Origin of the sequence: Pseudomonas sp. YeP6b (assembly GCF_025642995.1) — a bacterium.
Taxonomy (GTDB): domain Bacteria; phylum Pseudomonadota; class Gammaproteobacteria; order Pseudomonadales; family Pseudomonadaceae; genus Aquipseudomonas.
The window spans coordinates 2,240,203-2,255,652 of the sequence record NZ_CP080090.1; the positions used below are offsets into that span (position 1 = coordinate 2,240,203).

The window sequence follows — 15,450 nt, forward strand, 5'->3', positions numbered from 1 at the left end:
GGGTCACTTTTGGAAAAGAGCCCCAAAAGTAACCAAAAGGGCTCTTGCCCCACCACTCGGCACCTCGCTTAGGCTCGGTGTGCCCTTGTAAGATGATTTTCATCTGCTTCAGACCGTTATGCCCTCGGATTTCGAGATCGTGAGTGAGCGTGGGTCGAAGCAGATTCCTTCCTAAACTAGTCCGAACGGTTGCCAGGGCGCGAAGCCCGATTCTGCAAGGTTGGACGTGAGGAAAACACCATGGACCATGACTCTGCGTTTGTCGGAATTGATGTTTCCAAAAACAAGCTCGACTCATTTGTCAGCACCACTGGCCAAGTCGAACAGTTTTTCAATACTCAAGAAGGTATCCAGCGTTTAGCTAAACATCTCAAGGCTCAGGAGCCGGTTTTGGTGGTGTTGGAAGCAACTGGGGGGTATGAGCGGCTTGCGGCTGCGGAGCTTTGCGCTGCGGGACTGCCAGTCGTTGTCGTCAACCCCCGCCAGGTGCGTGATTTCGCCAAAGCTACCGGTCGGTTGGCTAAAACCGATGCTCTGGATGCCCAGGTGATTGCGGAGTTTGCCCAGGCGGTCAAACCCGAGATTCGAGAGATGCCAGATGAACACACTCGTGAGCTGGCAGATCTACTCACTCGACGCCGCCAACTCATCGACATGATCGTGGCGGAGGAGTCTCGGCTGAAGCAGGCGGTATTCAAGGCACTTCGAAGAGACATCAAGGCACATATCACCTGGCTTCAAAAGCGGCTTAAAAGCACAGACGATGACTTGCACGAAGCCATCAAGGCTTCCCCGGTCTGGAAGGCCAATTATGATTTGCTACGCGAGGTCGCTGGTGTTGGCAACGTGCTCGCACTTTCGCTGCTGGCGATGGTTCCGGAGCTGGGCAAGGTTAATCGCAAACAAGTGGCTGCCTTGGTTGGTGTGGCGCCTTTTAACTGCGATAGCGGCCTCTACAAAGGGCGTAGACGGATATGGGGTGGTCGAGCTGAGGTTCGAAGTGTGCTTTACATGGCCGTCTTGTCCTCGAAGAGCCATAACCCGGTGATCGAGAGGTTCTACAACCATCTGCTTGCTGCAGGAAAGACGAAGAAAGTAGCGCTGGTTGCATGCATGAGAAAGCTGCTGACGATCTTGAATGCGATGGTGCGCGATCAAAAGCATTTCGCTGAAATGGCTTGAATTTCGACACGGTTGCTCACTCCGGCTTTGGACCGTGGGCCGCCGCCATGGGCCATCCTTGGCCCATCGCGGCTAAACCGGCGTCCTGCCGGTTTACCCCCGCTCCAAAGCCTGCGTTCGGCCATCGTGGTTTAACGGGGCGCCTAAGATCAAGATCAAGATCAAAAGCAAGAGCACGGCGGCCTAGTAGCCGACCTGAGTGGTTAGATCAAAAGCAAAACCGAGGCGGCCTGACAGCCGACCTGATCTTGATGGCTGAACTCAATCTAATGTGGGAGCTGGCTTGCCTGCGATGCAGACACCTCGGTCCATCAAGTACACCGAGTTGATGCCATCGCAGGCAAGCCCGCTCCCACATTGGGATCTCAGTACATCAGCTAGAAAGGGTGGTGCTTTGCTTCTGCTTCTGCTTCTGCTTCTGCCCTGCTTTTGCTTCTACCACTCAGGTCGGCTACTAGGCCGCCGTGCTCTTGCTTTTGATCTTGATCTTGATCTTGATCTGAGGCGCCCCGTTAAACCACGCTGGCCGAACGCAGGCTTGAATCCGTGGGTAACCCGGCAGGACGCCGGGTTAGCCGCGATGGGCCAAGGATGGCCCATGGCGGCGGCCCACGGATTCAAGCCGGAGTGAGGGCATGCCGAGCCTAGGCGAGGCACCGAGTGGTGGGGCAAGAGCCCTTTTGGTTACTTTTGGGGCTCTTTTCCAAAAGTGACCCGCCGTAAGGGCGGAACCCATAGCAGCCGTTACCGCAGCAACGGATATGTACTCAATCTACCTAAACCATCGCAGGCTAAAAGCAACACAAAAAGTTGTGTAGATGCCTATGCTGCGATAGCGGTACATCAGTAAGCGTATCTTTCACTGATACACCGCTATCGCAGGCAAGCCAGCTCCCACCTTTAGATCTCCGTCAGCCGAAACGGTAGATGTCCATGCCCAGCGCGCCCAGGGTGAAACCTTGGTGCGCCACGCTGAATTCGCCACCAGCGCCGCGCGCAAAGTACAGCGGCAGCAGATGCTCGTCACTAGGATGGCTGCGCACCGCATGGGGCGCCTGGCGACGGTAATCGTGCAAGGCCGTTTCATCGTTAGCGGCGAGTTTATCCACCACCCAATCACGAAAATCCCGTGCCCAAGGCTCGATGCTCTCAGGTCCGGCCTGCCAGTTCAGCTCGCCCAGGTTATGGGTGATGCTGCCGGAGCCGATCAACAGCACGCCTTGCTCGCGCAGGCTGGCGAGTGCGTGCCCGACCTGGGTCTGCAGGGCAGGGCCCATACGGCTGGGCAAGGAAACCTGGACCACGGGGATATCTGCCGCAGGGTACATCAGCGACAGCGGCACCCAGGTGCCGTGGTCGAACGGGCGTTGATCATCAATTCGCGCATTCAGGCCATCGGCGTTGAGCAATTCGACAATCTCAGCGGCTAACGGCGGGTTACCCGGTGCAGGGTATTGCACCGCAAACAGTTCGCGCGGGAAGCCGCCGAAGTCGTGCCAGGTTTGCGGGGCGGCGCTGCCACTGACGAGTAATTCCTGGCTTTCCCAGTGCGCCGACACCACCACAATCGCCTTGGGCCGTGGCAATTGCGCGGCCAGGCGCTTGAGCGCCGGGCCGCTGGCGCCGGGTTGCAGGGCAAGCATGGGCGAACCGTGGGAGATAAACAGGCTGGGGAGCATAAGTGGGGTCCTGAGCGTTAACATAGGCCCATCTTCAATCAGATCATTGATCTAAATCTAATATAAGTTTTAGCGCTTTTTGATCGAATTTTCAGGGTGATTCCATGGAGCCTAAGTTTTGGCAAGAGCGCTGGGCACGTAACCAGATCGGCTTTCATCTTCCCGAGGCCAACCCCTACTTGCAGCGCCACTGGCCGCAACTGACGCTGCCGGAGGCGGCAAAGGTGCTGGTGCCGCTGTGTGGCAAAAGCCTGGACCTGATGTGGCTGGCCAGTTGCGGGTATCGCGTGCTGGGCGTGGAGCTGTCTGAGCAGGCGGTGGAGGCGTTCTTCAGTGAGCAAGGGCTTGTGCCCAGGATCAGCCAGAGAGGCGTGTTCAAGGTGTACCAGGCTGATCTGGTCGAGGTGTGGTGTGGTGACTTCTTTGCCTTGGGCGCCGAGGCAGTGGCTGATTGCACTGCGCTCTATGACCGCGCAGCGTTGATTGCGTTGCCGCCGTTGATGCGGGCGCAATATGCTCGGCATCTGAACCGCCTTCTGGGATCGGGTTGCAAGGGGCTGCTGATCACCCTCGACTACGACCAGACAAAAAAGGCCGGCCCGCCCTTTGCGGTGATCGATGATGAGGTGAAGGTGTTGCTGGGGTCGCACTGGGCTGCGCAGGTGGTGGAAGAGCAAGACATCCTGGGCGAGAGCTGGAAGTTCGTGCAGGACGGCGTCACGCGGCTGGAAGAGCGTGTGTACCAACTGACAAAGTACTGACCCTCTTATCGCCGTCGCGGGCAAGCCCGGCTCCCGCATCGACCGCCTCGTCTACAGTTTATGTGAACCTGAGCAGATCCCTGTGGGCGTCGGGCTTGCCCGCGATGGCGATTCAAGCACCCACAAAAAAGGGGCGATCAGATCGCCCCCTCCAGTGTCACTGCCTAGCTATCAGCCCCGGCGACGCAGTGCGTCGATCCGCTCTTCCAGCGGCGGGTGGCTCATGAACATGCGTGCAAAGCCTTGCTTGATGCCACCGTTGATACCAAACGCGGTCAGGCTGTCGGGCATGTGCACCGGCAGGCCCTGTTCGGAGCGCAGGTGCTGCAACGCGGCAATCATCGCCCCGGTACCGGCCAGGCGGGCACCGGCTTCGTCTGCGCGGAACTCGCGTTTGCGCGAGAACCACATGGTGATTGCGCTGGCCAGGAAGCCCAGTACCACTTCGGCGAAGATAGTTGCCACGAAGTAGGCAATGCCACGGCCGCCTTCGTTTTTGAAGATCACTTTGTCGACAAAGTTGCCGATGATCCGCGCGAAGAACATCACAAAGGTGTTCACCACGCCTTGTACCAGCGCCAGGGTGACCATGTCGCCGTTGGCCACGTGGCCGATCTCGTGGGCCAGTACTGCCTTCACTTCATCGTAGGAGAAGCGTTCCAGCATGCCCTGACTCACCGCAACGAGCGCGTCGTTCTTGTTCCAGCCGGTGGCAAAGGCGTTGGCTTCATAGGCCGGGAAGATCCCGACCTCAGGCATCTTGATGCCGGCCTCGCGGGACAGTTGCTCAACGGTTTGCAGCAACCATTGCTCATGCCGGGTGCGTGGCTGGGTGATGACCTGGGTACTGGTGCTCATCTTCGCCATCCACTTGGAGATGAACAGCGAGAACAGCGAACCGGCAAAACCAAAGACTGCACAGAAGACCAGCAGCTGATTGAGGTTCAGATCAACCCCGTTGGCCGCCATGAACCCGTTGAAGCCGAAAAGGCTCAGGGTGATGCTGGCAATCAGCACGACCGCCAGGTTAGTGGCCAAGAACAGCAGGATGCGCATCATGGTTGTAGAATTCTCCTCATGCTTAATATGTCGCGTACTGCGGGGTATATAAGGTGCGGCCTGGGGTGATTCAACCGAGCGACTATTTCAAACTGTGTCCTACAGCAAGAATGAAGCGCCTTGAAGGGATTTTCCGACCTGCAAAGCAAGCATAGGTCACTGCACTCATGCCTTCGCGTCCCGTAATTGCAAGGGGCTGACCGGTCCATGGTGTGCAGCGATAGCGGGAGAGGGGTGTAGCGCAGAGAAGTGTTGCCAGATACTCGCTGTACGACCGAATGCCGGTCGTACAGCGTCACATGCGTTACTGGCGATAGGACTTGAGGAAGTTGCCGATGCGACCAATGGCCATCTCCAGGTCATCCACGCGCGGCAACGTCACCACACGGAAGTGATCCGGCCACGGCCAGTTGAACGCGGTTCCCTGCACCACCAGCAGCTTTTCCGACAGCAGCAGGTCGAGCACGAACTTCTCGTCGTTGAGGATCGGGCAGACTTTCGGGTCGATCCGTGGGAACGCATACAGTGCGCCCATGGGTTTCACGCAGCTGACACCCGGAATCGCGTTGAGCAACTCCCAGGTGCGGTTGCGCTGTTCCAGCAGGCGGCCCTGGGGCAATACCAGGTCGTTGATGCTCTGGTAGCCGCCAAGCGCAGTCTGGATCGCGTGCTGGCTCGGCACGTTGGCACACAGGCGCATGTTGGCCAGCATGTCGATGCCTTCGATGTAGCTCTGGGCGTTGTGCTTGGGGCCCGAGATGGCGATCCAGCCGGAGCGGAAACCCGCCACGCGGTAGGACTTGGACAAGCCATTGAAGGTCAGGCACAGCAGGTCCGGCGCCAGGGAGCCGGTGCAGATGTGCACGGCGTCATCGTAGAGGATCTTGTCGTAGATCTCGTCGGAGAACACCACTAGGTTGTGCTGGCGTGCCAGTTCAAGCATGCCCAGCAGCACTTCCTTGGAGTACACAGCGCCGGTTGGGTTGTTCGGGTTGATGATCACCAGGGCCTTGGTGTTCGGGGTGATCTTGGCCTTGATGTCGGCCAGGTCCGGGAACCAGTCGGCACCTTCATCGCACAGGTAGTGCACCGGGTGGCCGCCGGCCAGGGTCACTGCGGCGGTCCATAGCGGGTAGTCGGGCGCCGGCACCAGCACCTCGTCGCCGTTGTTGAGCAAGGCCTGCATGGACATCACGATCAGCTCGGACACGCCATTGCCCAGGTAGATGTCTTCGATGCCGACACCTTCCACCTGCTTTTGCTGGTAGTACTGCATCACGGCTTTACGCGCGCTGAACAGGCCTTTGGAGTCGCTGTAGCCCTGGGCGGTCGGCAGGTTGCGGATCACATCCTGGAGGATTTCGTCCGGCGCTTCGAAACCAAAGGGCGCCGGGTTGCCAATGTTCAGCTTGAGGATGCGATGGCCTTCCTCTTCCAGGCGTTTGGCGTGCTTGAGCACTGGGCCGCGAATGTCGTAGCAGACGTTGGCGAGCTTGTTCGATTTGCTGACCTGCATGGCGATGTGATCCTGAAAATGAACGATCCAGACGGTGTGGACACTACACGTACTGTGAATCCTGCGAGGCCTGCACCCATAAATACGTTTGAATGCCGATAGCGCGGGTGCCAGACTGGCGTTTTGAAGAGGCGCAATCATACGTGCCGCCTGATCCATGGAAAAGACACAGATCAGGGTTTTTCAGTTGCCGAGGTGTACCGATGGAAAAGTTGCAGAAAACCGTTGATGAATGGAAGGCGATGCTCGATCCAGAGCAGTACAACGTGTGCCGTCTCAAGGGCACCGAGCGACCTTTCAGCGGTAAGTACAATGGCACCAAGACAGATGGCATATACCACTGCATTTGCTGCAATGAGCCACTGTTCGACTCCAAGACCAAATTCGATTCCGGCTGCGGCTGGCCGAGCTTCTACGCGCCGATTGCCGGCAGCGCGATGATCGAGATCCGCGACGTCAGCCACGGCATGATCCGCACCGAAGTCACCTGCGGCAAGTGCGATGCGCACCTGGGTCACGTGTTCCCGGACGGCCCGCCGCCGACGGGCCTGCGTTACTGCATCAACTCGGTGTGCCTGGACCTCGTCCCGCGCTAGGGCAGGCAACACCTACCCAATGTGGACGTGTGTGGGAGCTGGCTTGCCTGCGATGCAGGCACCTCGGAGCAACTGAGAGACCGAGGTGCCTGCATCGCGGGCAAGCTCGGCTTCCACATTTGAACCGAGTACGCATCATCAATCCGATCAATTAAATTGCGTGCAATTGAATTGCCTACTATCTTTCTGTGTCTTCCCCTTTATTCGAGGCACTGCCATGAGCGACAACCTGCTGAGCATCCCGTGCACCACCCTCAAGGGTGAGCAAAAGACCTTAGCCGATTTCGCCGGCAAGGCCATTTTGGTGGTCAACACCGCCAGCAAATGTGGCTTCACCCCGCAATACAAAGGTCTTGAACACCTCTGGCAGCAGTACAAGGACCAGGGCCTGGTGGTGCTGGGTTTTCCCTGCAACCAGTTCGGTAAGCAGGAGCCGGGTAACGAAGGCGCGATTTCCGAGTTCTGCGAGTTGAATTTCGGCGTCAGCTTCCCGCTGTTCAAAAAGATCGACGTCAACGGCAGCGAGGCCCACCCGTTGTTCGTGCAGCTTAAAAAACAAGCGCCTGGGTTGCTGGGTTCCAAAGGTATCAAGTGGAATTTCACCAAGTTCCTGATCGGCCGCGATGGCCAGGTGGTCAAGCGTTTTGCCCCGACCACCAAGCCCCAGGACCTGACCCAAGAGATTGAAGCCCTGCTCAAATGATCGACGCCCCCACTGTGTCCCTGGCCTTGGACGATCAGCTGTGTTTCAAGCTTTACGCCGCATCGCGGGCAGTGACACGCGCCTACAAACCGATGCTCGACCTGTTGGGCCTGACTTACCCGCAATACGTGGTGATGCTGGTGTTGTGGGAATGGCACGACGCAACCCCGCCGCAGCCTACGGTCAAGGCGTTGGGGGAGCGGTTGATGCTCGATTCGGGCACGCTGACGCCGCTGCTCAAGCGCCTTGAACAGCTTGCCTGGGTGCGGCGCCAACGCAGCGCGCGCGATGAGCGGGAAGTGCACTTGAGCTTGACCCCGGCTGGCGTGCAATTGCGCGACCAAACCCATGGCCTCAAGACCCGGCTGTTGTGCGACAGCGGCATCGACCTGAACCAGGCCGATGCCTTGCGCGATGGCCTCGATCAGTTGCTGGCGCAGATCAAAGGCTTGTCGTCTGCGGCACCCACAGATCCAGCAAAGCCTTGAGTTCTTCGCGGCGAAACGGCTTGGCCAGGTAATCACTCATTCCGGCGGCCCGGCAACGCTCGCGCTCCTCCGGCAAGGCGTTGGCGGTCAACGCGACGATAGGCAGGTCCGGCCAGCGCCCGCTGCGACGAATCTGCCGGCTGGCCTCATAGCCGTCCATCACCGGCATATTGCAGTCCATCAACACCATGTCGAAGCGCTGTTCCTCGAGGAGCTTGAGCGCTTCGCCACCATGGGCCGCCACAATCACCTCGCACCCCAGCTTGCTGAGCATGCCCTTGGCCACTAGCTGATTGACCGGGTTGTCCTCCACCAGCAGGATGCACGCCCGGTGTGCGAAGGGCGCGGCTTCCATCTGGAGGGTGTCGAGGATCAGTTGCGCGTCGCTGCGCAAGTTGCGTTGCAGGATCTGGTACAGCGCGTTGCGACTCAGCGGGCGCGCCTGTTGCTGCAATGGCGCCAGGGCCGCGACTTCTTCGCTGGGCATGAAGTTGCCATACGAGGTGACCAGAAGAATCGGCGCGCTGATCGCCGGGCGCAGGCGGAACAGGCACTCCGGGCAATCGGTGATCAGCAGGTCGGGATTTTGCCCACTCAAGTCATCGTCTTGGGAATAGACACGCGGGGCCAGCCCCCAATGGGGCAGCAAGGTGGTGAGCAATTCCGTCAGGCCGCTGCCGGCGCTGGTGATGACAATCACTTCACCGGCCAGCGGCGCCTGCCGCGCTGCGGGCAAATGCGTGGGCAGCGGCAGATCGGCACAGAACTGGCTGCCAAAGCCGACTTCCGAGCTGATGCTCAAGCGGCCTTTCATTGCGTCACACAGGTTGTGCGTCAGCGCCAGCCCCAGTCCCGTGCCGCCAAACTGGCGAGTGATACCCGCGCCCGCCTGGGTGAACGGTTGGAATATCTTGACCTGCGCTTCCAGGGCAATGCCGATGCCGGTGTCACACACTTCGACTTTCACCCGGCCATCGTGGGCGCTGAGGCGTACATCCACGCGGCCAAAGCGGGTGAACTTCAAGGCATTGGAGAGCAGGTTGCTGACGATCTGGCGTACCCGTGTCGGGTCGCCAATCACCTGGGCGGGAAAGAGCGGGTCGATCAGGCAGGTCAACTCGACACTCGGCGCGGCGTTCTGCGACAGCAGGTTGGCGGTGTCTTCTACCAGCGAGCCGAGGTCGAAGGGAATGTGCTCGAGTTCCAACTGGCCGGCGTCGAATTTCGACAGATCGAGGATGTCGTTGAGCAACTCCACCAACACCTTGCCCGAATCGTGAGCGATGGACAGCTGCTGGCGCTGTTCGGCGTTCAGCGTGCTGTCCAGTGACAGCGCGATCATCCCCAGCAAGCCATTGAGCGGCGTGCGAATCTCGTGGCTCATATTGGCCAGGAACGCAGCTCGCGCCTGGGCCATGCCCAAGGCGGTCAATTTTGCCGCCTCCAGTTCATCGTTGGATTGGCTCAAGCGTTGGTTGCTGGCCTTGAGTTCTAGGGTGCGCGCAGAGACGATGTCTTCCAGTTGGCCCAAGTATTCGGTGAGGCGGTCTTCGGCGTGGCGGCGTTGCTGGATCTCGGTCTCCATGTTTTCGAACTGCTGGTTGGCGACGCTGACCAGCACGCCGATTTCATCGTTCTCGTGCCCCGGCGGACAATCCAGATGGGCCTGCTTGCGGGTGCTCAGTGCCCGGATAACGCGCACCAGCGGTTGGGTCAGCATCACGTAGAACAGGCCTAGCAGGATGCCGGTCAGCAGCAGGCTGCGGGCAAAGCCGTTGAGCAGGGTGATCTCGGCACGGTGCAGGAAACGGCTGCCAAAGGCGTAGGTGTCGACGTCCAGGCGCAGCACACCGAGGGAATCGTTGGGCATATGTTTGAGGAACAACCGGTCTTCGAACTGACGGTTGGCGCCGAATAGAAAGTCGCTGATCGGCCGGTAGGTGCTTTCCTTGCGCGGGCGATCGACATCGGCCAGCACCACGCCATTGTTGTCGACCAGTTGTGCACGGATGATCGCCGGGGAGTGCAGCAGGCCCAGGGTCAATTCCTGGGCAAGTTCGGCGTCGATGTTGTAGGCAATACGTGAGGCAGGGTTATGGCTGATTTCGATCAGTGAGCGTATTTCACGGTTGATGGATGCGTCTTCGCTGGCATAATCAATGCCGATTTGGATCAGACTGAGCAAGGTTCCCAAGACGAAACCGACCAGCACAGTCAATTGAGCTTGTTTATAAGACAAGCGGTGGGCGAACTTGATATCCATCGGGTGTTGAACCACTTTACGTTTCCCTTCGCCCGGCAAGCATAGCTGAACATCCACAGGCTCTGGCTTGACCGGCATGAATCGTTTTTTTACGCAGCCTTGTGCGGTCTGCCCGCAGGGTTGCCAATACGCCATCTTTTGCAAGAACTTGCCAGAGGAATAATCGTGGATTCTCGATTGAATGCCTTTCTTGAGCGGGCCGATGCAGTACTTGCTCGCTTGGAACCGCTGTTACCTGCACCACGCCACGCCATCGACTGGAACCATTGCCTCGCCGCCCGTTGGCAGCGCGAAGGCCGCAGCGGCTTTTTGCTGCCGCTGGAAGTCAGCCTGGACATGCGTCTGTCCGACCTTATTGGCGTAGACAAGCAACGCGAGCAATTGGCTCGCAACACCCAACAATTTCTCGATGGCCTGCCCGCCAACCATGCGCTGCTGTGGGGCTCACGCGGTACCGGCAAATCGTCGATGGTACGCGCACTGCTTGCCCAGCACGCCAAGGCCGGCTTGCGCTTGATTGAAATCGAGCGTGATCACTTGGCTGACCTGCCGCGGGTGGTCGAGCAACTGCTCAAGCTGCCGCAGCGGTTCATCCTGTTCTGTGATGACCTGTCTTTCGAGGCCGGGGAAGGCGATTACCGCGTGCTCAAGAGCGTGCTGGACGGCTCGCTGGAGCAGGCGCCGGAAAACGTGTTGCTGTATGCCACCTCCAACCGTCGTCACCTGGTGCCGGAAAACCAGAGCGACAACGACAACTGGAAGCGAGTGGATGGCGAGTTGCACCCCAGTGAGGCGGTGGAAGACAAGATCGCCTTGTCCGACCGTTTTGGCCTGTGGCTGTCGTTTTACCCATTTAGCCAGGAACACTTCCTGAAGGTGGTCGAGCACTGGATCGGCGAACTGGCGAGCAAGTCGGGTTTGCAATGGCAGCGCGATGAAGCTCTCGACATTCTTGCCGTGCGTTGGGCCACCGGGCGTGGCAACCGCAACGGCCGTTGCGCGTATCAATTCGCCCGTTACTGGGTGGGTCTCAAGTTGTTGGAGCGTCAACCATGATCGATTTACAACAGGCCGGCACCGGCCTGGACGGCTATGCCATGTTGTGCGCGCAGTTGGAGTCGCTGCTGGCCGATGAGCGCGATTTCATTGCCAACAGTGCGCAGTTTTCTGCGTTTCTGTTCAACCAACTGGACGACCTGAACTGGGCAGGCTTCTACCTCAATCGTAATGAAGAGCTGGTGCTTGGCCCGTTCCAGGGCCAGATCGCCTGTGTGCGCATTCCGTTCGGGCGTGGGGTGTGCGGGGCTGCAGCGGCATCGCGGCAAACCCAGCGGGTGGAAGATGTTCACGCATTCCCCGGGCATATCGCCTGTGACAGCGCGTCTAACAGCGAGCTGGTGGTGCCGCTGGTCAAGGACGGCGTGTTGATCGGCGTGCTGGACCTGGACAGCCCGTCGCTGGCCCGTTTCAGCCTTCAGGACCAGGCGGGTATCGAGCAGTTGGCGGCAATTTTCCTGCGTTTGACCGACTGCTGATGAGTGAGGAGGGGCCAGCCTCGGTTAGTGGCTGGCCAGATTATGGAGTTGCACTTGCAGCGTCCTCTCCAGTTCCAGCATGAGTTTTTCCAGGGACTTCACGTACGCCTCGATCATGGCGCGATCATCGCTGCGGGCACAGGCCTGCTCGAGTGCTTCGCATTGCGCGGCCAGCGGGCCGGCCTGAACGATCCGGGCAGCGCCCTTGATCTTGTGGGCTTGCTCAATGATCTGCTCGGGCGAGGCCTGTTGAGCCAGGAGGGCGACCAGTTCCTGGCGGTCCTGACGGCTGCTGCTTAACAGTTCCTCCAGCAGGCGACGGCTCAATAGCGGATCGCCACCGGTCAACGCGTCCAGGCAGCCCAGGTCCAGCAGCAAGCCCGCAGCTTGAGGCTTGATCTGCGCCAGTTGCTGCTCCAGTGCCGTGAGGCTGATAGGTTTGAACAGGCAATCGTTCATGCCCGCTTGCGCACAGCGGTGTTTCTCCTCGGGTTGGGCATTGGCGGTGAAACCGAGAACCACACAAGGCGCCAATTGCTCTCGATGTTCGTATTCACGGATCGAGCGGCTCAACTCGTAGCCATTCATAACGGGCATGTTGCAGTCGGCTATCACCAGGTCGAAGCGCTCCTGTCGCCAGGCCTGGAACCCGGCGGCGCCGTGCTGGGCGGCCGTGAACTGATGCCCCAGGTAACCCAATTGCTGGCACATCAACAGGCGGTTAGCCGGGTGGTCGTCCACTACCAGCACATTGAGGACCGGCGTGGCGGTGGGCGCCTGCGACTTGAGTTCGTCCACCACCTCGACCGGCTGCAGGCGCGTCATCTTCAGGCTGACATGAACCTGCGTGCCGACCATCGGCACGCTGCTCAGGCTCAGTTGCCCACCCATCATCGCGCACAGGCTGCGACAGATCACCAGCCCAAGGCCTGCGCCGCTCCTGGCTAAGTGCCCGGAGTTGTCGGCCTGGGCAAAGGGCTCGAACAGTCGCAACTGGTCGTCTCGGCTGATGCCGATGCCGGTGTCCTCGACCACCAGTTTCATCTGGATTTCTTGCGGCAGCTCGGTGGCTTGCACTTGTACCTTGATTTTCACCTGCCCGCGTTCGGTGAACTTGATGGCGTTGCTGACGAGGTTGGACAGCACCTGCTTGAAGCGCAAGGGGTCGATCAGCACGGCGGTGTCGTCGAGAACGGGGTCGAACTCAAGTAGCAGGCTGAGGGTTTTCTGGCGGGCCAGGCCATCAAAGACGCGCACCACCGATTCGATCACCTCCCGCAGGTTCACGCGCTCTGGGGCCAGGCTCAGACGGCCGGACTCGATGCGCGCAATGTCCAGGATGTCGCCGATCAGCTCCAGCAGGTCCTTGGCGGAGTTGTAGGCCACTTCGATAGCCGGGCGATCGAGGTGGCCCTGGTCGGCGCGCTTGAGGGTCAGCTCCAACATACCGATCACGGCGTTCATCGGCGTGCGGATTTCATGGCTCATGGTGGCGAGAAAGGTACTTTTGGCGCGATTGGCTTCGTCGGCGCGTTCCTTGGCGGCGCGCAGTTCGTCGAACAGCTGACGCCGCTCACTGATGTCGATCCAGCCGCCGATGATGCCTTGCACTTCGCCGACCGAGTCGCGATAGGGCAGGATCCAATGGTAGATCGTCAGTTTTTTACCTTGGATATGCAGGGTGCGATCAAGGATCAACGGGTTGCCTTCGACCACTACCCGTTGGTAGTCGGCGTGGTACTGCGCCGCCTCCGACTCCAGGGCCATGTCCATCTGGACAACACTTTTGCCGATCACCTCTTCGCGCTTGACGTCGAACACCTGCAGGTAACTGTCATTGCAGGTTTGCAGCAGCCCCTTGCGATCACGCACATAGATCGGGTGCGGCGTTTCGTTGACCAGTGCGCGCATGAATTCGAACTGGTCGCCGAGGGCGCGCTCGGCCATCTTCCGTTGCTTGATCTGGCGGCGCATGTAGGCGTTCCAGGTCAGGGAAATCAGCAACAACAGCCCCGTACCGATGATGATTTGTGCGATCAGTTGGTGGTAATTGCGCCAGTAACTGTCGGAGGCAGCGGTGTAACCGCGCCAGCGACTGTTGATCACGCCCATTTCGTCTGGCGCAATGCTCAATAGCGCCTTGTCCAGGATTGAACTCAGTTCGACGGCGCGGCGCGGCGTTGCCAGGGCGAATGTCGCGGGCAGGGTGCCGATGCTGGAACTGATCTGCAGCTTGTCCTGGAACACTTGCGAGGACAGGAAGTAGTTGGCGATCACCAGCGAGTTCACCGCCCCGTCTACATTCCCCTGGGCCAGCAGTTCTGAGGCCTTGAAGGTGTCACTGACTTGCACCAGGTGAATCAGTGGAAAATCCTCGCGCAAGGTTTTTTCCAGTGGGTTGCCTTCGGTGATTGCCAGGCGCATGCCTGCCATCTGCTCCAGGTTCGAGGGCGCGTTGGGCTCTTTACGGGTCAGCAGGACGTAGGAGTTTTCCAGGTAGGGGCGGCTGAAACTGAGCTGGGCTTCTCTTTCGGCACTCGGCGCGATGGCCCCAATGATATCGGCTTTGCCGGAGACGACCTGTTCGATCATCGCGTTGACTTCGCGACTGCGCTGGATTTCGAAACGCAAGCCGGTACGCAGTCGGATCAGCTCCAGCAGGTCTGCGGTGATGCCGCGAAAGTTGCCGTCGGCATCGAAGAACGTCAGGGGCGCGAAGGTCTCGTTTACAACGACGTTCACCACCGGATGCTCTTTCAGCCAACGCTCTTCGCGCTGCGTCAACTGCAGCTTTTTGTCGGTCAGCAAGATATCGCTGCCGGCGCTCCAGCGCTTGGCGATGCTGTCCCGCTCGTTGATGGGCACGGCGGCCAGCACCGAGTCGACGATACCGAGGAGAATGTGTTGGTCCTGGCGCAACGCAAAGCTGAAACCATAGGCTTCATGTTTGCCGAAGTTGGCCATGCGGATGTTCTTCAGGTAGCCCTTGTTAATCATGTAATGGGTAGAAATGGTGTCGCCGAGAAACACATCCGCCTGATCGAAAGCCACCGCATTCAAGGCGTTTTGATACGAGGGATAGGCGCGGATTTGTGCTTGCGGGTACATCTTTTCCACTTCGTTGAGCGGCAGGTAGTGGTAGACCAGGCTCAAGCGCAGACCGGCCAGGCCGTCGCTCAAGCTGCGTGTTTCGCCCTCGCGGGTCACCAGTACAGGCTGATCCACCGCGTACGGCTGCGACAGGATGAGGTTCGAGTTGGCGGCCTCAAAGCCATTGGAGGAGCCCAGTAAGTCAATTTCGCCCGTTTCCAGGGCATGTATCGACGCCTCTCGCGAGGGGTGGCGCACAACCTTGACCGGCATCGCCAGGGCTTTGGCCAGCAGCCCCGCGTAATCGGCGGTCAGGCCCTCATAGTCACGGCCGCTGGAGGTGAGATCGAAGGGCGGGTAATCAGGTGCCGAGGTGCCCAGCACCAGCTCGCGTTTGTTCTGTAGCCACTGACGCTGAGCCTTGTCCAGTTGAAGATCCAGTTGAACGGCACCCGCACGGCTCAATAAGGTGAAGTGTTCCGGGCCGGCTTGAGTGCTCGCGGGCACAGCAGTGCTGAAGCACACGCCGGCGATTAATATAATTAGATAGTCCTTTATACACCTGGGCATCCGCTTTC

12 protein-coding genes are annotated in these 15,450 nt (G+C 59.4%); 7 read left to right on the forward strand and 5 right to left on the reverse strand.

The annotated features are described in order from the left end of the window. The first annotated feature begins 240 nt into the window (after positions 1-240). A complete protein-coding gene (locus tag KZH41_RS10105; protein ID WP_263274766.1) occupies positions 241-1,182 on the forward strand; it encodes an IS110 family transposase in 942 nt (313 codons plus the stop codon). Positions 1,183-2,093: 911 nt separating this feature from the next. Here KZH41_RS10105 and KZH41_RS10110 read toward each other — a convergent pair. Next, entirely contained in the window at positions 2,094-2,861 is a 768-nt protein-coding gene (locus KZH41_RS10110) for a DODA-type extradiol aromatic ring-opening family dioxygenase (RefSeq protein WP_094951862.1), read from the reverse strand. Positions 2,862-2,965: 104 nt separating this feature from the next. On the opposite strand from KZH41_RS10110, the gene KZH41_RS10115 reads away from it, so the two are divergent. After that, positions 2,966-3,622 carry a thiopurine S-methyltransferase gene (locus KZH41_RS10115; RefSeq protein WP_094951863.1) on the forward strand — a complete coding sequence of 219 codons (657 nt, stop codon included), beginning with the start codon at positions 2,966-2,968 and terminating at the stop codon, positions 3,620-3,622. 171 nt (positions 3,623-3,793) lie between these two features. Here KZH41_RS10115 and htpX read toward each other — a convergent pair whose 3' ends face one another. Together htpX and KZH41_RS10125 are read right to left on the reverse strand one after the other, a co-directional pair. After that, positions 3,794-4,681, reverse strand: a complete 888-nt coding sequence (gene htpX / locus KZH41_RS10120) for a protease HtpX (RefSeq protein WP_083359430.1) — start codon at positions 4,679-4,681, stop codon at positions 3,794-3,796. Positions 4,682-4,985: 304 nt separating this feature from the next. After that, positions 4,986-6,197 carry a pyridoxal phosphate-dependent aminotransferase gene (locus tag KZH41_RS10125; protein WP_110623348.1) on the reverse strand — a complete coding sequence of 404 codons (1,212 nt, stop codon included), beginning with the start codon at positions 6,195-6,197 and terminating at the stop codon, positions 4,986-4,988. 203 nt (positions 6,198-6,400) lie between these two features. On the opposite strand from KZH41_RS10125, the gene msrB reads away from it, so the two are divergent. The 3 genes from msrB to KZH41_RS10140 all read left to right on the forward strand — a co-directional run bounded on the left by msrB (position 6,401) and on the right by KZH41_RS10140 (position 7,984). Beyond that, complete coding sequence (gene msrB / locus KZH41_RS10130; RefSeq protein ID WP_094951864.1) at positions 6,401-6,793, forward strand: peptide-methionine (R)-S-oxide reductase MsrB; 393 nt, start codon at positions 6,401-6,403, stop codon at positions 6,791-6,793. Positions 6,794-7,010: 217 nt separating this feature from the next. Continuing rightward, a complete protein-coding gene (locus tag KZH41_RS10135; RefSeq protein ID WP_094951865.1) occupies positions 7,011-7,496 on the forward strand; it encodes a glutathione peroxidase in 486 nt (161 codons plus the stop codon). Continuing rightward, positions 7,493-7,984 carry a MarR family winged helix-turn-helix transcriptional regulator gene (locus tag KZH41_RS10140; RefSeq protein ID WP_263274767.1) on the forward strand — a complete coding sequence of 164 codons (492 nt, stop codon included), beginning with the start codon at positions 7,493-7,495 and terminating at the stop codon, positions 7,982-7,984. Before KZH41_RS10135 ends, KZH41_RS10140 begins: the two co-directional genes overlap by 4 nt. Here the strand turns inward: KZH41_RS10140 and KZH41_RS10145 are convergent. Next, positions 7,938-10,247 (reverse strand): response regulator, encoded by a 2,310-nt coding sequence (locus KZH41_RS10145; protein ID WP_094951892.1) that lies wholly within the window; start codon positions 10,245-10,247, stop codon positions 7,938-7,940. The genes KZH41_RS10140 and KZH41_RS10145 overlap by 47 nt on opposite strands. Positions 10,248-10,412: 165 nt before the next feature. On the opposite strand from KZH41_RS10145, the gene KZH41_RS10150 reads away from it, so the two are divergent. Then, the gene (locus KZH41_RS10150) at positions 10,413-11,303 is read left to right on the forward strand and encodes an ATP-binding protein (RefSeq protein WP_094951867.1); all 891 of its coding nucleotides are present in this window, start codon (positions 10,413-10,415) and stop codon (positions 11,301-11,303) included. After that, complete coding sequence (locus KZH41_RS10155; RefSeq protein WP_094951868.1) at positions 11,300-11,782, forward strand: GAF domain-containing protein; 483 nt, start codon at positions 11,300-11,302, stop codon at positions 11,780-11,782. Before KZH41_RS10150 ends, KZH41_RS10155 begins: the two co-directional genes overlap by 4 nt. A 24-nt stretch (positions 11,783-11,806) precedes the next feature. On the opposite strand, the gene KZH41_RS10160 is transcribed toward KZH41_RS10155, so the two are convergent. Beyond that, positions 11,807-15,442 carry a transporter substrate-binding domain-containing protein gene (locus KZH41_RS10160; protein ID WP_242155146.1) on the reverse strand — a complete coding sequence of 1,212 codons (3,636 nt, stop codon included), beginning with the start codon at positions 15,440-15,442 and terminating at the stop codon, positions 11,807-11,809. Between the last annotated feature and the right edge of the window lie 8 nt (positions 15,443-15,450).

Coding starts and splice junctions, on each gene's coding strand:
- KZH41_RS10105 (WP_263274766.1), top strand. CDS start 241: ATGGACCATGACTCTGCGTTTGTCGGAATTGATGTTTCCAAAAACAAG.
- KZH41_RS10110 (WP_094951862.1), bottom strand. CDS start 2,861: ATGCTCCCCAGCCTGTTTATCTCCCACGGTTCGCCCATGCTTGCCCTG.
- KZH41_RS10115 (WP_094951863.1), top strand. CDS start 2,966: ATGGAGCCTAAGTTTTGGCAAGAGCGCTGGGCACGTAACCAGATCGGC.
- htpX (WP_083359430.1), bottom strand. CDS start 4,681: ATGATGCGCATCCTGCTGTTCTTGGCCACTAACCTGGCGGTCGTGCTG.
- KZH41_RS10125 (WP_110623348.1), bottom strand. CDS start 6,197: ATGCAGGTCAGCAAATCGAACAAGCTCGCCAACGTCTGCTACGACATT.
- msrB (WP_094951864.1), top strand. CDS start 6,401: ATGGAAAAGTTGCAGAAAACCGTTGATGAATGGAAGGCGATGCTCGAT.
- KZH41_RS10135 (WP_094951865.1), top strand. CDS start 7,011: ATGAGCGACAACCTGCTGAGCATCCCGTGCACCACCCTCAAGGGTGAG.
- KZH41_RS10140 (WP_263274767.1), top strand. CDS start 7,493: ATGATCGACGCCCCCACTGTGTCCCTGGCCTTGGACGATCAGCTGTGT.
- KZH41_RS10145 (WP_094951892.1), bottom strand. CDS start 10,247: ATGGATATCAAGTTCGCCCACCGCTTGTCTTATAAACAAGCTCAATTG.
- KZH41_RS10155 (WP_094951868.1), top strand. CDS start 11,300: ATGATCGATTTACAACAGGCCGGCACCGGCCTGGACGGCTATGCCATG.
- KZH41_RS10160 (WP_242155146.1), bottom strand. CDS start 15,442: ATGCCCAGGTGTATAAAGGACTATCTAATTATATTAATCGCCGGCGTG.